The organism is Solibacillus ferritrahens (assembly GCF_037027585.1).
Lineage (GTDB): Bacteria > Bacillota > Bacilli > Bacillales_A > Planococcaceae > Solibacillus > Solibacillus ferritrahens.
The window spans coordinates 87,309-104,429 of record NZ_JAXCLE010000012.1; the positions used below are offsets into that span (position 1 = coordinate 87,309).

Annotated in this window: 17 protein-coding genes; 2 read left to right on the plus strand and 15 right to left on the minus strand. The window is 34.6% G+C overall.

Annotated features, from left to right (window positions below):
- Positions 1–26: 26 nt before the first annotated feature.
- Entirely contained in the window at positions 27–2,060 is a 2,034-nt protein-coding gene (locus SNE38_RS12850) for a sensor domain-containing diguanylate cyclase (protein ID WP_191703357.1), read from the minus strand.
- Between the two features lie 25 nt (positions 2,061–2,085).
- Positions 2,086–3,051 (minus strand): diaminopimelate epimerase, encoded by a 966-nt coding sequence (gene dapF / locus SNE38_RS12855; protein WP_191703356.1) that lies wholly within the window; start codon positions 3,049–3,051, stop codon positions 2,086–2,088.
- Positions 3,052–3,435: 384 nt separating this feature from the next.
- Here dapF and SNE38_RS12860 point away from each other — a divergent pair, with 384 nt between their 5' ends.
- Positions 3,436–3,984, plus strand: a complete 549-nt coding sequence (locus SNE38_RS12860; protein WP_191703355.1) for a GNAT family N-acetyltransferase — start codon at positions 3,436–3,438, stop codon at positions 3,982–3,984.
- 73 nt (positions 3,985–4,057) lie between these two features.
- Here the strand turns inward: SNE38_RS12860 and SNE38_RS12865 are convergent, their stop codons facing one another.
- The 10 genes from SNE38_RS12865 to SNE38_RS12910 form a co-directional block, all read right to left on the minus strand.
- Positions 4,058–5,134: an undecaprenyldiphospho-muramoylpentapeptide beta-N-acetylglucosaminyltransferase gene (locus tag SNE38_RS12865; RefSeq protein WP_191703354.1), complete on the minus strand. Its 1,077-nt coding sequence runs from the start codon at positions 5,132–5,134 to the stop codon at positions 4,058–4,060.
- Positions 5,135–5,635: 501 nt separating this feature from the next.
- Positions 5,636–6,340, minus strand: a complete 705-nt coding sequence (locus tag SNE38_RS12870; protein ID WP_336046624.1) for a CAP domain-containing protein — start codon at positions 6,338–6,340, stop codon at positions 5,636–5,638.
- Positions 6,341–6,518: 178 nt separating this feature from the next.
- Positions 6,519–7,418, minus strand: coding sequence for a CobW family GTP-binding protein (locus SNE38_RS12875; RefSeq protein WP_336046625.1), 900 nt, complete (start codon positions 7,416–7,418; stop codon positions 6,519–6,521).
- A 69-nt stretch (positions 7,419–7,487) separates the two neighbouring features.
- Positions 7,488–8,990 carry a lmo1851 family serine protease gene (locus tag SNE38_RS12880; protein ID WP_336046626.1) on the minus strand — a complete coding sequence of 501 codons (1,503 nt, stop codon included), beginning with the start codon at positions 8,988–8,990 and terminating at the stop codon, positions 7,488–7,490.
- A 167-nt stretch (positions 8,991–9,157) separates the two neighbouring features.
- Positions 9,158–9,982, minus strand: coding sequence for a DUF6612 family protein (locus SNE38_RS12885; RefSeq protein ID WP_336046627.1), 825 nt, complete (start codon positions 9,980–9,982; stop codon positions 9,158–9,160).
- 254 nt (positions 9,983–10,236) lie between these two features.
- The gene (locus SNE38_RS12890; RefSeq protein ID WP_191703349.1) at positions 10,237–10,698 is read right to left on the minus strand and encodes an RND transporter; all 462 of its coding nucleotides are present in this window, start codon (positions 10,696–10,698) and stop codon (positions 10,237–10,239) included.
- A gap of 225 nt (positions 10,699–10,923) precedes the next feature.
- Positions 10,924–11,472: a DUF2179 domain-containing protein gene (locus SNE38_RS12895; protein ID WP_191703348.1), complete on the minus strand. Its 549-nt coding sequence runs from the start codon at positions 11,470–11,472 to the stop codon at positions 10,924–10,926.
- Between the two features lie 287 nt (positions 11,473–11,759).
- Entirely contained in the window at positions 11,760–12,695 is a 936-nt protein-coding gene (locus SNE38_RS12900; RefSeq protein ID WP_191703347.1) for a hypothetical protein, read from the minus strand.
- 27 nt (positions 12,696–12,722) lie between these two features.
- Complete coding sequence (locus SNE38_RS12905) at positions 12,723–13,085, minus strand: hypothetical protein (protein ID WP_191703346.1); 363 nt, start codon at positions 13,083–13,085, stop codon at positions 12,723–12,725.
- 87 nt (positions 13,086–13,172) lie between these two features.
- Positions 13,173–14,693 (minus strand): transglycosylase SLT domain-containing protein, encoded by a 1,521-nt coding sequence (locus SNE38_RS12910; RefSeq protein WP_191703345.1) that lies wholly within the window; start codon positions 14,691–14,693, stop codon positions 13,173–13,175.
- A 317-nt stretch (positions 14,694–15,010) separates the two neighbouring features.
- Here SNE38_RS12910 and SNE38_RS12915 point away from each other — a divergent pair, with 317 nt between their 5' ends.
- The gene (locus SNE38_RS12915) at positions 15,011–15,247 is read left to right on the plus strand and encodes a DUF2651 family protein (RefSeq protein ID WP_191703344.1); all 237 of its coding nucleotides are present in this window, start codon (positions 15,011–15,013) and stop codon (positions 15,245–15,247) included.
- Between the two features lie 124 nt (positions 15,248–15,371).
- On the opposite strand, the gene SNE38_RS12920 is transcribed toward SNE38_RS12915, so the two are convergent.
- From SNE38_RS12920 to SNE38_RS12930, 3 genes are read right to left on the minus strand one after another with little or no spacing between them, the layout of a single operon-like run.
- Entirely contained in the window at positions 15,372–16,028 is a 657-nt protein-coding gene (locus SNE38_RS12920; RefSeq protein ID WP_336046628.1) for a YesK family protein, read from the minus strand.
- Between the two features lie 14 nt (positions 16,029–16,042).
- Positions 16,043–16,531: a hypothetical protein gene (locus tag SNE38_RS12925; RefSeq protein ID WP_191704575.1), complete on the minus strand. Its 489-nt coding sequence runs from the start codon at positions 16,529–16,531 to the stop codon at positions 16,043–16,045.
- A 4-nt stretch (positions 16,532–16,535) separates the two neighbouring features.
- A complete protein-coding gene (locus SNE38_RS12930) occupies positions 16,536–17,027 on the minus strand; it encodes an RNA polymerase sigma factor (protein ID WP_336046629.1) in 492 nt (163 codons plus the stop codon).
- Between the last annotated feature and the right edge of the window lie 94 nt (positions 17,028–17,121).

Below are 17,121 nucleotides of genomic sequence, written 5' to 3' on the forward strand. Positions count from 1 at the left end.
ATTCCGTACCACCTTTAGCTATTATGTTAGACGTCGCTTATACAATATTGATATTGTGAGGACTGTTTTGCCTGATATAATGCCTGGTCTGCCAAATCTATGAGATCATCCAGGCATTCACTATGCTGCGGGTAAATGGAGATCCCAATTGAAACAGTTGGAGAGAAATGGACCCCTCTTATTCTCCATCCGATATCCAGATTTTCTTTAATTCGATTCATTATTTGTTCGATTTGAATAACACGCTCTGTTTCGGAATTTGATAAACCTGTAAAGACGATTAAAAATTCATCACCGCCTAATCTAACGACTAAATCTTCTTGTCGAACACTTTTTACGAGAGATTTGCCAAACTGTTTTAAAAACTCATCTCCTACATCATGTCCATGTAAATCATTTACTTGTTTGAAGTTGTCGCCGTCGAGATAAAAGATTGCAATGCTCGTATCGGATAGAATTGCCTCATTTTGAATCATAGGGAAGTCTTTATAAAGTTTTCTGCGATTGCCAAGTTGCGTTAAACTATCATGATAAGCTAAATAGGTCAACTTATCTTCCAGTTCTTTGCGCTCGGTAATTTCTCTGGATACCATCACGATTTCCGAAATTTCATGCTGCGATAAATCGAGAGACATCGTATAACTGCCCTCAGTCCAAATTGGACTATTATCCTTTTTATGTAGTAGCAGCTCGATTTTCAGTTCTTTTACTAAATCAATTTCTTTTGGGTTTAACGCTTCTTGCCATATCCCCATACTTTCAGGCATTAGCAAATCTTCGTACGGAGTGCCAATTAATTCAACCTCTTCGTAACCTAGTTTCCTCAAATACGATGGTGACGCATATTTGATTTTCCCAAAACTATCCGTAACTACGATAAAGTCGTTCGTATTGTCTGTAATAGCACGGAAAATGTGTTCGATTTTGTATAACTCGGACAGCAGTTGTTTTTCCGATGTAATGTTATATTGCACAGTGAAAAATTGTTCGATTTTCCCTAGTTCATTTTTTAATGGCACGATTGTGGAATCGACCCAATATATTTCCCCGTTTTTCTTACGATTACAAACTTCATCCCGCCACACATTTCCCTCTTTAACAGTGTTCCATAAATTTGTGAAAAACTCTTTGTTATGGGTGCCAGAATTGAAAATATGATGTGTATTCCCAATAATCTCTTCACGACTATAGCCTGTATTTTTTATGACACGTTCATTAATATCAGTGATTACGCCATTCACATCGGTAAAAATAACATCCGCTACGGTACTGATTGCATTTTTAAACATTTCCAAACCATGTGATGCTGTACGCAAAGCTTGCTCTTGTTTAATAAACTCTGTGATTTCGTGCAGCATAATAAATACAGCTATTGTCTCATCATTACTTGTCAGGGAGGAGAAGGAAGCAGTAAAACATCGACGCTCATTATTTTTATCAATAAAATATAGCATCTTCGATTGAATACTTTCCCCGTTTTGAACCCGATTTATATATTTTTTGAGAGTTTTTACACTTTTACTATCCATAAATTTCATATCAAACAAGGATTGACTATGAGCTTCTTCCATACAAATACTAAATTCATGAATAAAAGTAGGATTTGCTTCGAGCAAATGCATGTCATTGGATACTAAAAGTGTTGATATAAATGAACTGGAATGTAATGAGCGCATGAAAAGATATTTGTCTTCTAAGTCACGGCCGAGGGAAACTTCTTTTGTAATTGCCAAAATATATGTTTTTTCATTCAAAAATACAGGTATTGATGTCGTACGCTGCTTTCGAACTTCCATTTTATCATACGTATAATCTTCGTATTCCATTTGTTTTTGATTTTGTAAAGTCAAATTATAGTTTTGAATAATCGTTTTCGCTAAATGGGAAGGGACGACTTGTTCTAATAACTTGCCGGTAGGATTAACGTTAATTAAATCTATAGCCGTTTCGTTAACAAAAATATAGCGGTACCCATCATTTACTCTTTCCATAAAGAAAACCGCATCACTACTATTCTTGAATAACAAATCCAATTGATTTACGGAAAAAATGGCGTTCATTGCTTGCATCCCCCTATAGCACTTTTCACTTTGTAATACTTATTAACTTGTTTTCTGCAAAAATATTACATTTATCATATTGTACTTGCTCTTCTGACATAACACAATTAATAAACTCTATTTTATTACCAATATATTCAATATCATAATACCCTACAATAGTAGCATTTCCTATAAGAGCAAGTGTCCATTTATCATTATATTGTGTAACAGAACACTGAACGAAGCCACCCGGATTATAAACCGTAATTAAATTATCCGAAACAATGTTCTCCATTATAGAAATTAATGCTGAAGCAGTCATTGCAGTTCCACATGCATTTGTAAAACCTACACCACGCTCATACGTGCGAACGAAAATTTCATTGTTTGATATAGGTAGCACATAGCTGACATTTACACCATCCGGGCAATAGTCATTATCCGAATTTAAAAATGCAGCTAGCTGCTGTTGATGGGATGTATTTTCAATATATTTTTTGTCCACAATTCCAATTAAATGTGGATTGGGAACAGAAACAGCTGTAAAAGGTATTTCTTCAGAAAATGCCGGGATTCGTTCATGGTGCAATTCTAGTTTATCCTCTAAGAACATTGGCAAAGATGATAATTCAAAAGAAATTGGGGAAATCTCTACTGAATAAGTTGGTAGCTGCTCAAAAATAGGAGCCTCTTTTTTAACTGCTAAACAAGCATGCATCGTTTCGATAAGCGCTTCATCGACTTCCAATTTTTCACATACATGGCGCGCAACACAGCGTAAGCCATTGCCGCACATGGAAGCTTCCGAACCATCCGCGTTTATTACACGCATTTTTGCATCGGCAATATCGGAGGGCAAAACGAGCAACAGTCCATCTGCTCCTCCATTTATAGAAGGATCACATAATTGCTTAGCCATGTTCACAAAATCAAGCTTATCGTCATATAATGCTTCGTATAAATAAAATGTATTTCCTGAACCGTGAACTTTAACTAATTGTACTTTCATTCTTTCGCCTCACCTTCTCATAATTACTATATTATACTTTGACAAAAAACAAATTGTCATCAATATTATTATTAATTAGAACATTCAGAATATATAGACTAATAGTAGAAAAAAATGTTTTTTTCGAGCTTGAAAGTTGCGTCAAGAGAATATATTATAATAAAATGTAGATATAATTCTTATTTCGATATTGTTTTATTTGTCTAGGATAGAGCGAGACCGGCAAATTATGTTCCATAGTTTAACGTCAAATTCTTTTAGGTAAGATCAAGTTCGAAATGACTACTGCCTTATGATAAAGAACCTTTTAGCATTAGAAGATTATTTACACTAATTTCTTTTCTACAGGCTCTACCATTTTCTTCTTAAAAGGAGGCGTTTCACATGTTAAAACAAAGAGATCTTCAAGAAACTGCAGAATTATACGAGTTATTACGTCATCCGTCTGTGTTTCCGTTCGTTCGTCAAAAAGCAACTTCCGCTGAGGAGTATTTATTTATGACAAAACAATTAATCGAAGAAGAGCAAAATGGCCAAACAATCTCACGCACAATCGTCGATGAATGGGGCGCTCCAATCGGTACAATTAGCATCTTTGATATTCAGGATGGTGCCGGATTTTTAGGTACTTGGATTGGCAAACCATTTCAAGGAGTAGGCTACAATCAAAAAGCAAAGCTGGCATTTTTAAATGAGTTGTTTTTTGATTACGATTTCCATACAGTATTTTTACGTGTACGGGAAGAAAATGGCCGATCGCAGGCAGCAGCATCAAAATTACCTTATGTAATTGATGCTGAGGATACAAATCCCCTGCTTTTTGAAGAAATCAATCAAGGTCCTACTAAATTCCGTTTATTTAAAATACCAAAAGACCTGTTCTACTTAACAACTGCTCACACGCAAGAGGAAGCAGAAGAACAAGCAATGTAAAGCAATTCTTTACACTAACCTATAAACATAAAGCGAAAGGCATTCTCCACATTGTTGGGACGCCTCTCGCTTTTTATTTTTCGTATTGTGTAATTAATCCGACCATTTCCTTCGGTGTTTTAGGATGTTCAACCTCAGCCATATGGTCAATCATTTCATCTGCCATTGCAGAAAGGTGATTGATGGCTTGTAAAAACGATTCTTTTGTCAATTTCTCTTCATCTAATACTTGTGCGAAACCCTGTTTTTTAAACAGATTTGCATTTAATATTTGATCCCCACGACTTTTTGCAGCTGATAGAGGAATAAGAAGCATCGGCTTATGCAATGTTAAAAATTCGAATATTGAATTAGAGCCTGCTCTCGATACGACATAATCTGTTGCATATAACAAGTCCGGCAATTCATTCGTCACATATTCAAATTGGCAATAGCCCTCCAGATTATCAAATGACGTATCCTTATTCCCCTTGCCACAAAGGTGAATGATTTGATAATTTTCGAGCAATGTCGGCAAGTTGCTTCGAAGCGCATCATTTATTACGACAGAACCTAAGCTGCCCCCCATAACAAGAAGTACCTTTTTATCCGAAGTAAAATTGCATAAGGCTAAACCACGTTCGCGGTTACCTTCAAAAAGTTGTTGGCGGATAATCGAGCCGGTACATGTCGCTTTATCGCTCGGTAAATGTTTCATAGTCTCTTTAAATACGGTAAAAATATGAGATGCGAATGGCAATGAAATTTTATTTGCCAAACCTGGTGTAACGTCAGATTCGTGTACAACGACCGGAATATTCGCCAGTTTTGCTGCTATGACTACCGGAACCGACACAAAACCACCTTTTGAGAAGATTACAGTCGGTTTTACTCGCTTAATAATAGTAAAAGCCTGTGTGACCCCTACCAACACTTTGAACGGATCTGTAAAGTTCTGCATTGAAAAGTAACGGCGTAGCTTCCCACTTGCAATACTGTGATAAGGCAATGTTGGAAATGCATTTCCTATAAGTTCTTTTTCTATACCTGCCTGCGAACCAATATAATGTACTTTATATCCTGCTTCTAATAATGATGGAATGATTGCCTCATTTAATGATACGTGACCGGCTGTTCCCCCACCTGTTAAAATAATTGATTTTTCGTTCATAATTTTCTCCTAACAAAGCAAATGTCATTTTTTATATTTTATGCATCAAGACATTTCAACATGCTTCGATAAATATCATATTATTTAGTCTGCCATTTAATTTACGTTAATTTTTTCTTAAAATAGTTTTTTTATACGTATTCTCAACGTATATTCATATATCCCTTTAATTATCATTATTCTCGAAAAGTATTTTTTGGGAATTCACCACAACTTATATAACGATTTTGCACCGCTTTATTTTAAAGCAAATATAAGTATACCGTTAATTGTAGCACAATTGAAGCCTATATAAAATATTTGCGTTAATGTTAAACATATATCACCCTAATTCAGTATGTATAATTTAAAATAATTATTATTCACATAAACTATTATTACGATGCCAGCGTTACTAAAAATCCATTTTGGTTTCTTGGAACTTATACATGTTATAAGAACAAAAAAGTACATCACTTTATATAAGTGATGTACTAATAATTCAAGATATATTTATTGTGTTTACTTTTTAATAAACTGCTGTGTCCAAATGTGGCCATCTTTAACATAGCCTACACCAATATGCGTGAAATTTTTATCTAGAATATTTGCACGATGTCCTGCTGAGTTCATCCAAGCTTCTACAACTTGCTCTGGTGATTTTTGACCTTTTGCGATATTTTCACCTGCAGCTTTGTACGAAATATTCAATGCTTTTAAACGATCAAATGGGCTGCCAAATGTCGGTGAAGTATGAGAGAAATAGTTATTGTTTTTCATGTCCTGTGATTTCTCGCGAGCTGCTGCCATTAATGGTCTGTCTATTTGTAAAGCATTTAAACCATTTTTAGTACGCTCTACATTTGTTAATTCTACTACTTTCTCTTCAAATGCCGATACTTGATTAGTTGTAGTATTCGTTGTTGCTGTTGTTGCTTGTTCTGCTTTTGACGGCGTTACATTAGTAGAAGGAACATTTGACGTTTGCTCTTTCTTTACTTCTTTAACAGATGTATTTTTAACTGTATTTGATGATACCTCTTGTTTTTGAGGTGTCTTTTTTTGAGAGTTATATTTTTGATTCAGCTTCAATTTATATTCTGCTGCTGATTGATAGTAGTTGATTCCTGTAGTTGTTTTGCCCCCTTCGTTTGCGTTAGCATTCGCAACGGGTGCTTGTGTTGCAAAAAGTATTACTGCACAAAATGGTAATATTAATTTTTTCATTTTGTACGCCTCCTTTCGTAATCCCATCGTAAATGAAAAATTTATAAAAAAATGGCCTATAAATTGGTAAGTTGTCCATCTACCAATTTATAAGCCTTATAATCTTAAATCTCACTTCATTTTTCCTGTAAATTTATCCAATTCCCTCAAACATTGCATTTGAAAAGGTATTGACGAGTTATTGTCCAATAATTTCCACGTCTTTTATATTCTCTCCGATTATTACGAGGCTTGGTGCCATCTTCACGTATTCCGGCAGCCATTGCACCATACCGTACGCATATTGAAACAGCATCGGGTTTTTAATCCCTTCAATCGGTACATACCCCTTCATGCGGTAAACCGTTTCCGGCAATTCCCGAATCCAATCTTCAAACTGTTCCTGAGTGAAACTACTATCAAAATGTACTAATCTAGAGCCTAAATTGAAGCTTTCACCGATGCGTGCCGATACTATGTCATCCTTTGAAACACGGGCTGTCGATTGCATATTTTGCAATAAGTTAAGTGGAACACGACCATTCGTTGTTTGTAAGATGAACGCTTTAGAATTAAAACCTTGCAGCTCATATACAACTTGAGCTTGTTCAGAATCTGTCAGTAAATCTGTTTTATTCGCTAATATTAAGTGTGCATGGCGAATTTGCTCCATAAACAACGAGCGCACTTGTGGAGTTAAGACAGAGCGATCTAACCATAATCGGCTATCAGCAACTGTAACAATTCCTTTTATATTCAACTGTTCTGCAAATAATGGTGAATATACGGCATCAAGTGCTTCTACAGGATGCGCAGCGCCTGTTGTTTCAATAATTAACACATCAAATTGTTGATCATGTAAAAGCGATTGAATTTGCGCCTCGGTCTTTTCTGCACCACTACAGCAAATGCAGCCTTCTAGCATTTCCTTTAATGGGACATCGGATTCTACGGCTTGTGAGTCAAAAGGCAACTTGCCCAACTCATTCATAATTACGGCTGGTTTTAATCCGGCTTCCTTCAATTGACGGATTACATCTGTTAACATGGAAGTTTTGCCACTGCCTAAAAAGCCACTAAATAAATAAACATCTTTCATATTTTCACTTCCTATAGTAATGGGCTAGCAATAAAGTGAGTTCCACTTTTTACTAGCCCATCTTTTGTATTAGTCTGTTGTTGCTTCAGGCGTTACACCTAAAAGTTCTTTCGCTTTTAAAATTTGCGGATCTTCAGTTTTCAGCTTTTCACTAATGGCATCCATTAATGCATAAGTTGTATCCCCAGTTAAGATCCCCGTAATTTCAAGCTCATTTTCTTCCTGATACGCTTTTAATGCCGCTTCAGTCGTTTCATCAAACACAGTGTTCACTTCGCCTGGGTCATAACCCAATACTTCTAGAATACGTTTTGCTGTTTCTACCACTACATGCTCAGTACCTAATTCATAAGTTTGATTTGGGTCAATATATGGCAGTGACGCATAATCTGGATAATCCACTTTCACATCAGGAGAGATACCTTTTTCATTAATCCAGTTTCCATCCGGTGTCAGCCATTTACCCGTTGTGAATTTTAAGTTAGCGCCATCTTCCATGTAGATAACTTCTTGCATTGTCCCTTTACCGAATGATTTTAAGCCGATGATTTTAGCATTTGCCGATTCTTTTAATGCTCCTGCCAAAATTTCTGAGGCCGAGGCACTTCCTTCATCGATTAAAACAGTTACAGGCAGCTTATATTTAGAGCGATTATCGGCCATCACAATTTGAGGCTCTAAATTGCGCTCTTGGATTTGTACGATTGTTTTGCCTTGCTCAACGAATAAGTTTGAAATGTCGATAGCTGCTTTTAAATACCCACCAGGATTTTGGCGAACATCTAAAACGATTCCCTTCATTCCTTCTTTTTCAAATTCAATCAATAGTTTTTCAAGCTCTATAGCAGTGTTTTCACTAAATGACGTAATTTGAAGGTGAGCAATCCCTGATTCATCCAAATCACCATATACGGTTTCCACAGGAATATCATCACGTACCAGCGTCAGGTCAAAGCTATCCGCTTCTCCACGTTGAATTGTTAATGTCACCTCTGTGCCTTTTTCTCCACGAATCAGGAGTACAGCTTCAGTGGAGCTCATTCCTTTTACACTTTTGCCGTCAACTGCAAGCACCATATCTTTTGGTTGCAAACCTGCTTTTTCAGCCGGTGTATTTTTAATTGGAGAGACAATCATAATATAGCCATTTCTCTCTTGAATTTCTGCACCAATACCTTGGAAGCTTGAAGAAAGGTTTTCGTTAAACGAGCTAGCCTCTTCTTTATTCATGTAATCTGAATAAGGGTCACCCAATGCATCAAACATTCCGTTTATTGCACCATATACTACTTCTTCTTCATTTACGTCTTCAAAATATTTTTGTTGAAGAGCATCATATGCATCATATAACTTTTTGAATTCTGGACGTTCCTCAGTCTTCACTTCCACAACCTTTTGCTCACCGAACGTTAATGCAAAGATAGTTAAACCAGCAGTACATATAATTGTTAGGAAAATGAGCATAATGAAAGCAAATGGTTTCATACGTAAATATTTACCAGCAGGCTTTTCAGATTTGACTTGCTGCTCACTTTGTTCTGTTTGTTCTTCATCTCTTTTTTGTTCATCCATTTCAATTTCACCACTCTCATTTTTACACTGACTGATGTCACACTATATCAATAATATCAGTTTAGAGGCGACTAGAAAAGGACAGACGATAATTTTTTTATTTTGTTTCCTATATAATATAAAAAAAACAGTGGGTAACGCGAAAATGCGCTTCCACTGCTTGCACTTTATTCAGCTATTGTCGCTTCTTTTAATACTTCATCCGGAATTTTGATTGTATCTACCTCATCAAACTTCGAGTAAATAACATTAACATCACTTTCGATCGTTGTTTCCTGACCTTCAATATTAGTAATAATCTTTAAGTCTAGATCGATTTCCTTCGTATCAAATGTATCTTTTGCAACTACTATATTATACTGGGAATCTTCAAACTTCATGTTCTCTAAAATATCACCTGACATGTCCATGGATTCACCTAAGCTTGCACCCATTTGAGATAGAATAAATTGTTTAAACTCATCCCCCTGAATATTTAAGGTTAATAAGTAATTTTCATCATCTTGTTCAAATGTAAACTCATCTATGAATTGCTGTAATTGTTCTAATTGTTCTGTTGAATTTGCCTGTGCCCCAGCCTGTGCCATGATTTGTTCATATTGTTCATCCGGCAGCTTAATCCATTCATTTGTTTCGCCATTCAACATGTAAAAGCCATCTTCCTCAGTCATGTACATCTCCATTGGCATTTCGAATTTTTCGCCACCCATATCCATATCAATAGTACCTTTTGTATACATTGCCATAGGGTTTTGTTCGATGTCCATTGCTAAATTAGATGAACTTGTCAGTTGCATTGTTTCGCTGTCCATCGTTAAATTCGTTACTTGGTCCATCGTTGTTTCAGCATGGACACTTTTTAAATTTTGCTGGCGTTCCATTGCTTTTTCATATACTTGCTGCAAAGTTAAGCTTGCTTCATCTTTAGTTCCTTCTACTGGTTCCGCTGTATCTCCACAACCTGCCACCACTGCAATTGATAGTGTACTCATAGCCAAAAAATATCTCTTTTTCAAATTGTCCATCCCCTTAAAAAAAATAAACTACTTACATCATTTACCCTTATTTAAACAATTTTAGCGGATATTATGGATATTCGGTACATTTGACCATCATTTAATTATGAGAAATGTGAAATAAGAACCAATTATGATTGGGTAAATATCAATTAAATGTCATAATTAAAGAGTTGGAAATGTCCATCCCCAACTCTCTTTGTGCTGATATCGAAGCTTAATGCCTTGTTTCAAATTTTTATTTCATATTGTTCTTCGATAAACTTATGTAATTCAACATAAGTTGCAAAGGCAACACCTAAAACGATTTCATTTTCATCGGCCCCTGCTGTTATCGAATGGTTTTCATTATAAATATGAAAATTGATAGGTAATTTTTTTAAGTCTTCATGGATATTATGGGCAGCTTTATTTCTCCAATGGTTAAGCAGTCTTAAATTTTCATATAATTTTTGTTCGATTAAACCCATCGAATAGACAAAATACAATTTCGTTGAATAATTGGAATCAAGAATAGGGATATATGTTTCCCCTTTATTCTTTTTCGAGAAATCCTCGACGCCAAAAGCTTTAGCCTTAATTAAACTATTTATCGCATTTTCACAAAAAAGGTGCACTGTAACGATGTTTGATAATGGATCACTATTATTCATCAATCTCTGTACAAAAATCTTCCCAACTTCTTTACTCATCTTATCACCCCTTTTCATTCATTATTTGAAGAAAAGGGGATTTCCATAACATCAATTTCAAAAAAATGCGATAATGTATAAACATAAAAAAGGCGCGAAGGATGAAACCTTCTGCGCCGAAATCATTCGATGGCTAACCGACCATCAATAACTAGTATTGCCAACTATCCTGAATTTATTATTATTTTTTTGCTGAATTTTAGCGATTCAAGACACAATAGAAAATCAATTTTCTCCTGTCTTCTTTTTTAGTTTAAACTTTTTATTGCGCATTCGGTCGACTAGGAAGCCGCCTCTAAATGATTTAGGTTCATACGAAATAATAAATGCTTTCGGTTCAATTGATTCTACAAGATTGAACAGTTCTTTTTCACGATTTCGTTTTGCCAAAATTTCGTATTTAAATCGGTCGCTGTCACGCCCTTGACTAATATATGTCGTAATAGCAAATCCATTATCTCTTAACATGTCGATCAATTCCTGATTTTTTTCTTGCGTATTAATCGTAACAGAAACATAACCAACTGCCAGCTTACCTTCAATCATTGTTCCTAATGGTATCCCAAGTCCAAAACCGAGTGCATAGACAAGCATCGCTATGAAGTTTTGATCACCACTGAAGATGATGGATAAAGCAAATACATTAATTAGCACTTCTAAAACCCCAAAAATTGAAGCTAGAAGTCTCATATTTTTTACTAGGAAAATCGTTCGCAATGTCATTAATGGTACATAAACAAGTTGTATTGCCAAAATTAGAAGTATTTCTTGCATGTTAACGCCTCTTTCAATTAAATATTTTCTATACTTCTACCCCAATATAATTTTTATACTCATATAATTTTAATAGCGTAGCAGAAAAAACATAATAAATTGCGTAAAAGATATATGTAACGTTGGTAATCAGTACTTTGATTATCAACGAGACTTACCTAAATTTAATATTATTTATCACTTATGCAATATATTAATAAAAGGCAACCTCAGTTTTAATACTGAGATTGCCTTTTTTTTACAGGAAGGATTTAATTGATCAACACATGTGAATCTAAATAATAAGATTACATATTTTCAACAAAGGCCATTAACATTGCCTCTTCATCAAGAAACCATTTTTTCTTTAATTGCGGTGAATGATGTGGATTATCGTTCTGAAGATAAGGTTGGGAAATAATGCTTTTAGCTACTGGTGCCATAATTATTTGATTAAGGATTTCCAAAGGAGATGGATATTCAAAATATATATTTAAGCTAGGGTGCGGATTATCATTTCTCCACTTAGCGAATTCTTGAGAAAAGTTCTTGTGTTCCGGCATTTTAATCTGTTGAAATAGCTCTAAGGGCAATATGTTTTTTGCCAAACAATAAAGACCATGTGCAGGTACACATAACCGTTTTATCGCCTTATTAAAATCTGCGCGCATATATCCCGAACAGAAATCTTGTAAATGTTTTCCCATTGCTTCTACATCTTCATCTTGTAAAGCAATGAGAAATGCAGCTCCCGAACGCTCCCATTGCGGTTTCTTTGTACCAACAAATTTTTCTGCAGCATCAAGGGCTTTTTTCATTAGTGTTTCATCTTTATACCACATTGCCATTAAGAGATTGCTTATCACAACATAAAACGGGTAACCATTTTTAGTTAAACCCAGCTCATTTGGAAGAATGCGCTCCATTACCTCATTGTCCCCGCAAGCGAATGCCTCTAAAATATGTAAAGTGTTTCGGCAATGGTCGTACCCTCCACTGGATCCCGGAAGTAATTGATAACGCATTTGCTGGAAAATTAAATCATTCAATTTTTGCCAGTCTTCCTGTAATAAGCACTCTTCCAGCCAATTATCGTAATTGGTTTTGATGAGTCCATATGACATTGATTTGATAAGCTTTGCTAATACTTCGTTATTTTCTTTAGTTGCTACTTTTGTTTTATTTATAATCTTTTCATAATTTATCATACACTGCTCAATGTATTGAGTATTATCCATATCCATTTTTCACAACCCCGATTCCAAACTTTCTCATTTAAAAATTTCTTCAATCTTTAGTGTAACTCTCTCCAAACAAGTCTCTTTTAAAAAAACGGTTTCTTTGTCGTATTCAACGTAATCAGTAGCAAGATATTTCGAAAACCTAAAGCCTTTCTTAATTAAATCTTTCGCATTTTCAATTGAATACCAATGCGTTAAATCTTCAATATTGGAACAACTACTAAACCAGTCTTTACCACCTTGTTTATATCTTTCGTCAAACCCCATTGGCAGATCTTTCGTTTTACAGTTTTCAATTTCGGCGAGGGTTAAAACGAAGTCCCCTTTTTCGTTATACCAAAGCCCTAGCGTTGGAATGGTACTCTCTAATCTGTATAGCCATTTTGGTTCCATGCAACCTATCCTCCTCTTTCTAATGCATTTCCTCCGCCGTAAAATTAGAAAAACGATTGCAAGAACGCAACCGTTTTTTTAGTTCAATTATTTTTGCTTTAATTCGAATGATTCATATCTTTGAATAAACGCTGATATATGAGCACGAGTTAAAATTTGGTTAGGCTTATATTCAACGATTGATGTAGCAGTAGTAATTCCATTATCTATGAAAAATTGAATAGCTTCGTTTTCACTTACTTGTTTACCTAAATGGTATGATACGATCAATTGCGCTAATTTACCACGTTTAATGCCATTCTCAGCTTGAGCTCTAGATTCTTTGGACTTTTCATTTGCCAGTACAGGCATTTTGTATTTTTCCGCCATGTTGTATATACCACTTCTGCTCCAAGACGAAGTGCCTTTTACATTTGCTAATTCATCTTTTTGAGCATAACGGAAGAAGATTGTTAAGAAGTGAGCTTCCGTTAAATGTCTGTTCGGTTGTAGCTGGGTTTCGTATTTCTTAGTTTTTGCGTTCCATTCATCATTGTATCCTTTAATTAAGCCTCGATCGATTGCCCAAATCATATCATCTTTCCACCAGGCTGTAGGGTTGAAATCAGCATACTTTTTAGTATAAGCAGCGTAGTCCGGTTTTGTTACCTCTGCTGGAGACGGTATTGGTAATGTTGTCATTTCCGGGTACTCTAAATAACTTGAAGCTACATACCCCTCTGACCCGTCACTTCTTTTTACTGGATACCAAACAAAATGGTTTTTCTTCGTTGAAACTTCATCATATACAAATGGACCAGTAATGGTAACCATTTCGCCTTTATTTAAAGTACCCTTAATATTATCATTATTCGTAGTAGGTGTTGACCTAAATTTTGGATTAGCTGTTGCACTTACTTTTTGATTCGTTTTAAAAAAATACTTTGATTCAGTTAATGGTAAATCAAATTTATAATTCAGAGCTGAAAATTTAATATTTTCCTTGCTGTTAGAGTCATATTGGAAATGTTCGCGTTTAAATGGCAGTTCCTTTAAGTTTATTAATTCTGATTTCTTAACAATTCCAAGAATTTTTTCTTGATAGGCATTAACATTTCTTTCACCAGTTGCTTGTACAATTGGACTATTTACTGGCTTAGTCCCGTTATAAGCCATGATAGCGAAATACCAATGTTCCAATACATCTCTTTCCCCACCGTTGATGCTAGGCAAATCCTTGCGATTAAACATTTTATCCAGCGTCTCTACGCCAGCCTGAATATTATAGACAAGATCACTTTTTAGCTTCTCTTGATCGTAGCGCGCTTGATTGGTAATTTGCATAAGACCAATTCCATTATCAGCCGTCACAATCGCTTTGCCATTCTGATCAAAATGTCGCCAATTTCCACTTTCACCTTCCGCTACCGCCTTCACAATTTCAGGAGGCACATTATATCTCAGTGCTGTTTCGGTTAACAAACAGTTCATTGTGGAATAGTCTGGGTTTACCTTTGATGATGTATCATACTCACATGTATCCGCAAATACATTTTGATTTATATTGATAGATAGGGAGAGTGCACCAATTGCAACAACACTAATCAATGGTTTCAATATCTTTTTCATATGTGATTATTACACTTCCTTTTATTTTCTAACTTGAAAGATTCAGTTACATGTTACCATAAATACCCTATTCGAGATAGTATGAAAATTCAGCGATTTTTCTGTTACTCGATACACTGAATGTTTCCTATCAAAATTTGATACTATTCAACAAAAAAAGAGTAAAGCTTTCATTCGATCAATTTGTCCTTTGTATACTGTTAATTTTTTCATTAAAAGTATACATCTATATAAACCATTAACTTCCTATGTTACAATTTTAACGCGAAAAAGTATTAACATAGTTTTATCAAAAGCTGATGTTTTAGGAGGATAGTATGGAATTTCTATTAGTATTTTTAATTTTACCTATTATCATATATACTGTTTCATCAATAAGTTATTTGTTATTTAAAAAATGGTTCATCGCTCCATTAATAGTATTTAGCGTATTAACAATACTTACGTTTACAACATTTGGTGAAACATTCTTCTTTTGGGTGATTATTTTTACGATTTTCTCGATTATCACTAGTATTATGAACACTAAAAAAAGTAAAAGGACTCGTGCATAACGCTACATACAAGTCCTTTTCCTCTATCATCACATAAGCTATCAGCCCGGCGTACATTAAGTTCCATTATTTAGAATGGCTTCCTCTTTAACCTACCATAGATTCTATTATATATTGGATAACTTTAATTCCAAGGATCCCCAATGGATTCAAAAATATCGCCATCCGTTGTTTGTACTTTCAATGGTTCGTTTATTTCATATAGACCTATCTGTATAAAAGGAACTTTATCATCATCCCCACCATCTACAAATTTCAAAATTATTTCTGTAGCCCCTCGTTTACTTACATTTTCCACTTCAATCTCTTTTCCAAGGTATTTTTCCCCTAGTTGTAAAGTGATTGCTTTGCTGCCTTCAGAGATAGAGGATATTCGGTAACCTTCTGTTTTTACAGGAGCAGCGCTTGCCTGTTCAATAATCCAATAGCCATCTTCTGAAATTATGGATATTCCGATTGTTGCAAAAAATAGGATAGATAAAAGCAACAAACTGATTTTATCTTTTCTATTAAGAGATTTTGATTTAATCTTCGGGATTAATAACGGTAACAGCAATGTTCCTACAATACTAACTACAAGAAATCCTACTGCTAAAAATAAATACCCCATTCCTTCGAATCCTCCAACCAAGAATAGGCTGTACGCAACAATCATTCCCGAAAACAAAAAGGTAATGACCGGTGCTAAATAATATTTGCCGCTCCTTTTTGAAGCAATAAAAACAAACGCAAAAAATATAATACCTAAAAACAATCCAACCAACATGACTAAATAGATCAATTTAACACCTCCATTTATAAAAATAACTGCAGCACTTTTTCTAAAAATAAAATAATTACTAAATCAATCACCAGGGATATCCAAACCCAATTTTTATTGAAAAAAGTAAAAGTAAATACGAGTAGAAATATGGCGGCTGGTATGTAAAATAGAAATATCCCCGATCTGAAATACTCTAGCAATGATGTTACAGACTCCGCACCATAATATTTAAAGCTGGAGTAAACAATATAAAATAAAATTAACGCTCTTACAGTAATGAGTAATAACTTTAATCCATTATTAAACTGCACTAATTTTTTTAAAGGCTTTAACTCCACATTTTCTGAGTAATCTTGCTTTGGCATACTTGAATTAAAGTGCTCTGTACTATCATATAAATTTTTGCAATCTTTACAGTCAGTGATATGTTCTAAAACAACCTGTCTCGGCCCATCATCCAGGTCATTAATTATAGGGATCAACTCCAGAGATAAAAGATGTATTTTTTTGAAAGAATCCATAGAATTACCTCACTTTAATCATTCTTTTTCTCATTCTGAACACTATCGATTTTATTGTGGATACTGGTATATTTAAAAGATCACTAATTTCATTATAGTCATAACCATAATATTCTTTTGCTATAATAATTGCTTTTTCAGAAGTCGATAGCTTGCTTAAAACCATTTCCAATTCGTTGTTAATTGTTGCACTTACTTCTGGCGTATAATTATCAACCAATAACGTTTCAATAATATTCTCATCATGAAGCAACTCAGGCTTCTTCTTTTTATAATAATCTAGCAGAGTGTTTTTAACCCCCGTTATTAACCAGCTCTTCATATACTTAACTTCTGTAACTACTGAAGGTGAAACTAAAATTTTTGTAAAAAAATCTTGAATAATATCATCAGCGATTACGTCACTTTTAGTTAGACCTATTAAAAAGTTTCTTAAATACGCATAATGTTCATTGTATATTTCTTCAATTAGAACTAATGGATTCATTTTAGACATTTTTTAATCTCCCTGAATCATTTTCCCTTCACAAGTGAGACGACTAAGAATTTGCTAAAGTTGCTATTATTTTTTAAATTTACCATATAGTGTT